Genomic DNA, 7,279 nt, shown 5'->3' with positions numbered 1-7,279 from the left:
CCACGCGCAACTGGACGCCCGCGGGGCCCGTGCGCCTCAACCCCTCCGCGAACACCACGCCCATTCAGCACGCACGGACGAAGACGCGCTGACCCGACTCACCCGACATCTTCCTTGACGCTCACCGGTTGCGCACTCTCGGATAGTCAATAGCAAAGGACGTGGTGCCGTCGACGTGCTGCCGGGCGCGCAGAAACGTTTCTCGCAATGCGGGTTTTCCTCTCAAGATTCGAGCAATCTTGGGGCGCGGAATGACGTCCGGGTCCGCACAACCCGCGAGCACACAATCTATCAGGCAGGCAAGATATTCCTCATCAAGCGAGAAGCTCGCGTTGCAAGCAGAGCAAGATCCCACAACAGGAAGGTTGTCGGGGTAGGGCTCGTCCAGCAAGACTTTTGACGGGACGTGCTCTCTAGTCTCAATGGTGCCCCGACAGTACAAGCACCATTGCGTCAGGCGAGAATCACCGTAACTTTTGAGATTATCCATTCTTGAAACCCCATTTCACTCATGACCAGCCAGGTGTGCACTAGGCTCTTCACCTATCGGCCATCAACCTCCTACTTGTCATCCTTCTTTGCCGACACCTGTTCGGCATTTACAGAGGAGAGCCCCCGAACAGCCGATTCCCAAGCCTCCTCGGGTGATTCTGTTGCCTTGAGATTTTTTAGCTTTGCGACCATCATGCTTCTAGCAATCTCGACTGTCATTGCTTCGTCCCTCAACATGTGCTCTCGTGTGGTTTGGATCTCGACGGTAACCATCACGCCGCTTGCCGCGCAAATTGCAAAATAGCCCACCTCCTCCCCCGACGTGGAGGTTCTTTGATAAGTAATATCTCCCGCGCCCCAATTCTCGGCGCGATACTGAACGCTTCCGCGCTGTTGCGCGATCGCATGCTGTCTCGCCAAAAGTTCACGAGCAAACTGGTCGACCGACTGTTCGGCAACTGGGATGAGTGAAATGCAGCCCCATCGCGGTAGTCTATATGCAGCATCTCTTCCGATAAATTTCGGCAAGAGATCCCAACTGGCGAGTCCAGGAATCCGCACCTGCCCATCTGCGATGTCCCATTGATGCGGAATTGCGATCCTGACGCCGATATCTCCAAAGTAAATCAAGCGATACGTGGGCAGTGTATTCAACTCGGACACCTGCACGACATGCAGTCGCAGATCCTTAGCTTGATCGTTCTCTGCACGCCTTGTCGCTGCTTCCGAGTATCCGACATTCGTAATCAAAATCCCAATGTGGGCCCCAACGTCAGCAAGCAATCCAAGAAACGCCTCAACAACCGTAATGTCGACTTGTCGGCTGAAGTATTTGCAGTCAACAACTGCAAGCGGTCGCGCGTCCATGACCTGACCGCGAGCAAGAATGTCAATTTGACGTTTTATGCCGGATATTTTCCCATCGAGCTTCACGTTGCATACCAGCTCGGTTTCGGGGAATTGCTTGCGGAGGCTTTGAAAAATCTGCTGTTCGTAATCTCGCCAGTCCAAAAACCCTCCAAACCAAGCAACAGTGAGCGGCTAGACACAGTGGCCCTATACTGGATTGCGCACGCACAATCCGACATTTCTGGCCAGATTAGTCGAAGCGGACGCAATGCGCAACAGAGGGGCATTCATGCACTTGACAGCCGCCGTCGATGACTCTGTCATTTAGTGAATGCTCGACACATGGAGCCTGGAACCAAGGACAAGCGGATTTAACAACCGGGCTATCATTGAGTCATCAATGCTCGCAGAGGTGCTTCCAATACAGGCGGACGCGCCCGCGCGCCCTGGCCCGTTTGTCCTCGCGAACCTGTCCGGGAGAAGGCAGACAACTGGAAGGCCCAACCCTCTTGTCAGAAGGGAGGACCCGCGCGGAGTCCGAGACACAGTCAGACTCCACTGTCGACGGTGCGCCAGGAAACGAGTAAAGTGCCTGTCGAAGAGGACGTGGCTGTCCTAGTGGACGCGCCCGGGCTTCCAGGGTATCCGTCCGGAGAATGCCGTGACCGAGCCGTTTGAGGGGCGGACGGTTGCTGGCTCGGCGATGTTCTCGAGCCGGGACATGAACTGGCAGAGGGGAATCGCCCCGGCGGCGGGGCTCAGGAGGAGTCGGCGGCGCGCAGGCGCTTCCACTCGTGCGGGAGCAACTCTCCGATGCGCGCTTGGGGGTGTGTCTGCACGCGCAGCAGCACGTCGGCCAGGTACTCCTCGGGGTTGACGTGGTTGGCCTCGCACGTGGCCACCAGCGCATAGAGGCCGGCGAGGTTCTCCCCCGCGGCCTCGTGGCCGACGAAGAGAAAGTTCTTCCGGCCCAGGGCCGCTTTTCGCAGGGCGCCTTCCGAGCGGTTGTTATCCAAAGGCAAGCGCTCGTCGGAGACGAAGCGGCTCAGCGCGTCCCACTGCTTCAGCGCGTAGGAAATGGCCCCACCCAGCGGCCCTTTCGGCGGGTGTTGCGGCGCCTGCGCGTCGAGCCAGACGCGCAGTTGGGCAAGGACGGGCGCGCTGTGCTGCTGGCGGAGCTCGCGGTGGGCGGCCGTGCGCACCACGTCCGCCTCGCGCGCCTGGGCCTCCACCCGGTAGAGCGCGAGGATGAGGTCCAGGGCCTGGCGGGCCTCGGGGGCGGTGGCGAGCGCGTCGAAGAAGCGCCGACGCACGTGGGCCCAGCAGCCCACGCGGACGCGGCCCTCGGGCAGCGTCACTGAGTTGTAGCCGGTATACGCGTCCACCACGAGCGCGCCCGTGGTGCCGCCCAGCACCGCCTTGGGCGTCGTGCTCGCGCGGCCCATGCTGAAGCGGTAGCCGATGAGCCACTCGCCCTTCTCATTCTGGGCAAGGAACGTCCAGAGGTACCCCAGCCGCGTCTTCTTCACGTCCAGCACGTGCAGCGGCGTCTCGTCGGCTAACACCACCTCTGCGGACGCAATGCATTGCAGCAGGTGGCGGGACAGCGGCAGCAGCACCGAGGCGGACAGGTGGAAGAGGTCCGTCAGCGTGCTGCGGCCCATGGGTGCGTGTTCCGGGGCAAGCCGAGCACCGATTCCGGGCCAAGGTGAGCAGCGATTCCGGAGCAAGGTGAGCACCGATTCCGGAGCAAGGTGAGCACCGATTCTGGAGCAAGGTGAGCACCGATTCTGGAGCAAGGTGAGCACCGATTCCGGGGATGCCGAGCAGGCATTCCGGGCATGTCGAGCACCGATTCCGGGGATGCCGAGCAGGCATTCCGGTGAAGCCGAGCACCCGCGATGAGGGGTGGGCGGTCGACAGGAGCGTTGACGGCGCCGGGCAGCAGCAGGCCACTCCGCCCTCCCGATTCGGAGGTGGAGATGGCGGCAGAAAGGCTGTCCATGCGGAAGTTGAGAGAGCTGTTCCGGTTGAGGTTCGAGGCGAAGCTGACGACGCGGTCGATTGCGACCAGCCTGGGCATCGGCAATGGCACGGTGTGCGACTACCTGGGGCGAGCCCGGGTGGCGAAGCTGCCGTGGCCGCTGCCACCGGAGGTGGACGATGACGCAGCGTTGACGGCGCTGCTGTTCCCCGAGGACGCGAAGGCGCTGGCGGAGCGCCCGGAGCCGGACTGGGCGCGCGTGCATGCGGAGCTGAAGAAGAAGGGCGTCACCAAGCTGCTGCTGTGGCAGGAGTACCTGGAGGGGGTGCCGGGCGGCTACCAGTACAGCCGCTTCTGCGAGAGGTACGGGCGATGGCTGGCCACCTCCAGCGTCACCCTGCGCCAGGAGCACCGGGCCGGAGAGAAGTGCTTCGTGGACTTCAGCGGGGACGGGGTGCAGGTGGTGGACGCCGTCACCGGCGAGGTGCGGGTGGCGAAGCTCTTCGTGGCGGTGCTGGGGGCCAGCAACCTGACGTACGTGGAGCCCGTCTTCAGCGAGGACGTGCCGACGTGGGTGGGCTGCCACGTGCGTGCCTTCGAGTACTTCGGCGGCGTCAGCGAGTTGGTGGTGCCCGACAACCTCAAGGCGGGCGTCACCCGGGCGCACCGGTATGAGCCGGACCTGAACCCCACGTACGCGGACCTGGCGCGGCACTACGGCTTCGCGATTCTGCCCGCGCGCCCGCGGCGGCCTCGGGACAAGGCGAAGGTGGAGGTGGGCGTGCTGCTGGCGGAGCGGTGGATTCTGGCGGCGCTGCGCCACCGGCACTTCACGTCGCTGGCCGGGGTGCAGGAGGCGGTGAAGCCCCTGCTGGAGAAGCTCAACACGCGGGGCCCATGCGCAAGCTGGGCAAGTCGCGCTGGGAGCTCTTCGAGCAGGTGGAGAAGGCCACGCTGCGGGCCCTGCCGGCGCGGCCGTACGAGCTGGCCTTCTGGAAGAAGGCGCGCGTCAATATCGACTACCACGTGGAGCTGGAGGGCCACTGGTACAGCGTGCCGTACACGCTGGTGGGCAAGCCGGTGGAGCTGCGCCACACGGAGTCCTGCGTCGAAGTCTTCCTCGGGGGCCGCCGCGTGGCCAGCCACGTGCGCAGCCTGGAGAAGGGGCGCTTCACCACGCAGCCCGAGCACATGCCCGCCTCCCACCGGCAGCACGCCGAGTGGACACCCTCGCGCCTCATCCGCTGGGCCGAGGGCGTCGGCCCCTCGTGCGCGAAGCTGGTGGAGGAGCTCATGACGAAGCGGCCCCACCCGCAGCAGGGCTTCCGCTCCGCGCTGGGCGTGCTGCGCCTGGCCGACGAGAAGAAGTACGGCAAGCCTCGCGTGGAGAAGGCGTGCGCCCGGGCGCTGCGCCACCGCGCCGTGGGCTACAAGTCCGTCCTCGCCATCCTCCAGCACCGCCTCGAGGACGCCGACGAGACGACGGCCGACAAGGGCCCGCTGCCCGAGCACGAGAACGTGCGCGGCGCCCACTACTACCACTGACAGCACGCGCGGCTTGACGGCCGTGCGCGGACATTCCCCGTCGGTGCTGGCTTGAGTCTCCCAGCATCGGAGGTGGCCGGCACGCGCCCTGGCAACAGGGCGCGTGCCGGCCGGACGACGAGACCGAAGGAGCGCAAGAGATGCTGGTGGACCAGACGCTGGAGAAGCTCAACGCGATGAAGCTGCACGGCATGGCCAACTACCTGCGCAGCTGGATGGAGCGGCCGGGGGACAAGGGGCTGGGGGCCACGGACCTGGTGGGCCTGTTGGCGGACGCGGAGTGGATGTACCGGGAGAACAAGAAGCTCACCTCGCGCCTGCAGCACGCGAAGCTGCGCCAGCAGGCGTGCCTGGAGGACATCGACTACGCCCACGCCCGAGGGCTGACGAAGTCCCAGGTGCTGGAGCTGTCCACCTCGAAGTGGGTGGCCGACAAGCAGAACGTGCTGCTGATCGGGCCCACCGGCGTGGGCAAGAGCTTCCTGGCGTGCGCGCTGGGACAGAAGGCGTGCCGCGATGGCTACAGCGTCGTGTACCGCCGCGCCTCACGCCTCTTCGACGAACTGGCCCAGGCCCGCGCGGACGGCACGCACCCGCACGTGCTCAAGCGGCTGGCCAAGGCCCAGGTCCTCATCCTCGATGACTTCGGCCTGGAGCCGCTGGGCTCGGCCGAGCGCAAGGAGCTGCTCGAAGTCTTGGAGGACCGCTACCACCAGTCATCGACGGTGGTGACCTCCCAGCTGGAGCCCAAGGACTGGCACGCGGTCATCGGCGACGCGACGCTGGCCGACGCCATCCTCGACCGGCTGGTCCACAACGCCCACCGCCTCCGGCTCGCCGGGGACTCCATCCGCAAGGCGGACGCGAATTTGACGAAGGCGCGGAAGCAGGTGAAGTGACGGGACGTCCCAGCGTCGCTGACGCTCCGACTGCTCGCCATGGCCGGAACGGCTGCTCGGCTTGAGCTGGAATGGGTGCTCACCATCGCCGGAATACGCACATGGGCACGCCGCCTCGCTCAATCCGCTGGGCGAGCCGGTGCAGGGGCATGGCATCCGCGCACTTGGACGTCACCACGTGGGCGAGGAAGCCCGGGCCGTACTCGCCCTTGTCCACCACCTTCGCGGGCGCCGGGGCCGTCACCACGCCCTGGCCGCACGCGCACGCCAGCACCTGCTGCACATGCACCTGCCGCTCGAAGCGGGCGGGGAGCCACTCGTACAGCACCGTGGTGCGCCCCGGGCCCAGGGGCTTCAAGTCCTCGCTGCCGCAGGCCGGGCAGTGACGCGCCTCGGCGGGGACGTCGTGGCGAATCTCGCGCGTGAGGGCCTCCTCGGCCTTGCGCGCGGCTCGCTCGCGCCGCTTCTTCTTCGCCGCCTCGTCCCGCTCCGCCCTCGACTCCTCGCCCGCCGCCTCCCCGCGCAGCTCGGACGCCACGGTCGGCATCCGCTCCGTCTTCTTGCCGAAGACGTGACGCTGCAGGGCCGCCATCTGCCCCTTGAGCGCATCCAGCTCCCCGCCGATACGGCCCACCTCGGCCTTGAGCTCCTCGGCCTCCTCGCGCCAGGGGCAATGGTGGTCGAGTGGCAGCGAGCGTGGCACCCTCGAAGAACAACCCAACGGGTGGGCCACTCCCCGCGTGACGTGCTCAGGTACCTGTGCGCCCCGGGGGCGTCCAGGCGGGCTGGCGCTTCACCTCGGCCACGTCGATGCCGTCCAGCAGCATCGCCAACTGCGTCGCGTCCAACTGCACCGACTGGGCGTCGGCATCCACCGGCGGCAGTCGGAAGCGGCCCGTCTCCAGGCGCTTGTAGTACAGGACGAAGCCGCCCCGGCTGAAGGTGAGGATTTTCACCCGGTCTCCGCGTCGGCTGACGAAGGCGAAGAGGTGGCCGGAGTAGACGTCCTCGCCCCAGGCGGTACGCACCAGCGCCATGAGCCCATCAATGGACTTGCGCATGTCCACCGGCCCGGTGGCCAGCAGGATTCGCACCGAGGCGGGCAGCGTCAGCACGCACTGCGCCCCAGCGCCGCCACCAGCCGGGCCACGTAGTCCACGTCCGTGCCTGGCGACACCCGCACTCGCACGCCACTGCCCAGGGCGACCTCCAGCGGGGCTGCGTCTGACGCGGGCACGCTGCTCACCTGCACCGGCAGCAGGCGCACGGCCGGCTGGGCCTCGGCGCTCACCTGTCGCCTGCGACGGTAGACCCACGACTGCAACGTACTCAGCCGCAGCCCCCGGCGTCCGGCGAACTCCCGCTGCGTCAGCCCGCTCGCCTCGAACTCCTCGGCGACCCGCAGCCACTCCTGCTTCTCAGCTCTCTTCCGCATCCGCCGAGGGATGACCTGCACTGCTCATCCCGGCAACGCCCCGCAGCACGTCTTCCGTCGTACGGATAGTGCGCC

Annotated in this window: 6 protein-coding genes and 1 pseudogene; 2 read left to right on the top strand and 5 right to left on the bottom strand. The window is 66.0% G+C overall.

Annotation, left to right across the window (positions count from 1 at the left end):
- Positions 1-561: 561 nt before the first annotated feature.
- Together G4D85_RS43000 and tnpC are read right to left on the bottom strand one after the other, a co-directional pair.
- Entirely contained in the window at positions 562-1,503 is a 942-nt protein-coding gene (locus G4D85_RS43000; RefSeq protein ID WP_164020087.1) for a restriction endonuclease, read from the bottom strand.
- Between the two features lie 596 nt (positions 1,504-2,099).
- Entirely contained in the window at positions 2,100-3,080 is a 981-nt protein-coding gene (gene tnpC, locus G4D85_RS42995; RefSeq protein WP_275900377.1) for an IS66 family transposase, read from the bottom strand.
- A gap of 243 nt (positions 3,081-3,323) precedes the next feature.
- Between tnpC and istA the strand changes: the two are divergent.
- Positions 3,324-4,870: pseudogene (istA, locus tag G4D85_RS42990) on the top strand (IS21 family transposase).
- Between the two features lie 140 nt (positions 4,871-5,010).
- A complete protein-coding gene (gene istB / locus G4D85_RS42985) occupies positions 5,011-5,769 on the top strand; it encodes an IS21-like element helper ATPase IstB (RefSeq protein ID WP_164020085.1) in 759 nt (252 codons plus the stop codon).
- A 79-nt stretch (positions 5,770-5,848) separates the two neighbouring features.
- Here the strand turns inward: istB and G4D85_RS42980 are convergent, their stop codons facing one another.
- The 3 genes from G4D85_RS42980 to tnpA are packed head-to-tail and all read right to left on the bottom strand — an operon-like array spanning position 5,849 to position 7,204.
- Entirely contained in the window at positions 5,849-6,472 is a 624-nt protein-coding gene (locus tag G4D85_RS42980) for an IS66 family transposase zinc-finger binding domain-containing protein (protein ID WP_164020084.1), read from the bottom strand.
- Positions 6,473-6,518: 46 nt separating this feature from the next.
- Complete coding sequence (gene tnpB / locus G4D85_RS42975) at positions 6,519-6,884, bottom strand: IS66 family insertion sequence element accessory protein TnpB (RefSeq protein WP_164020083.1); 366 nt, start codon at positions 6,882-6,884, stop codon at positions 6,519-6,521.
- Positions 6,878-7,204 (bottom strand): IS66 family insertion sequence element accessory protein TnpA, encoded by a 327-nt coding sequence (gene tnpA, locus G4D85_RS42970; protein WP_164020082.1) that lies wholly within the window; start codon positions 7,202-7,204, stop codon positions 6,878-6,880. Before tnpA ends, tnpB begins: the two co-directional genes overlap by 7 nt.
- Positions 7,205-7,279: the final 75 nt, after the last annotated feature.

This window comes from Pyxidicoccus trucidator (genome assembly GCF_010894435.1).
Taxonomy (GTDB): Bacteria; Myxococcota; Myxococcia; order Myxococcales; family Myxococcaceae; genus Myxococcus; species Myxococcus trucidator.
Note: the sequence above shows the minus strand (reverse complement) of the source record. Positions and strands in the feature narration are given on the sequence as shown.

What these genes read in the sequence shown, in the direction of transcription:
- istB (WP_164020085.1), top strand. Translation starts at nt 5,011, where the DNA reads ATGCTGGTGGACCAGACGCTGGAGAAGCTCAACGCGATGAAGCTGCAC.
- tnpA (WP_164020082.1), bottom strand. Translation starts at nt 7,204, where the DNA reads ATGCGGAAGAGAGCTGAGAAGCAGGAGTGGCTGCGGGTCGCCGAGGAG.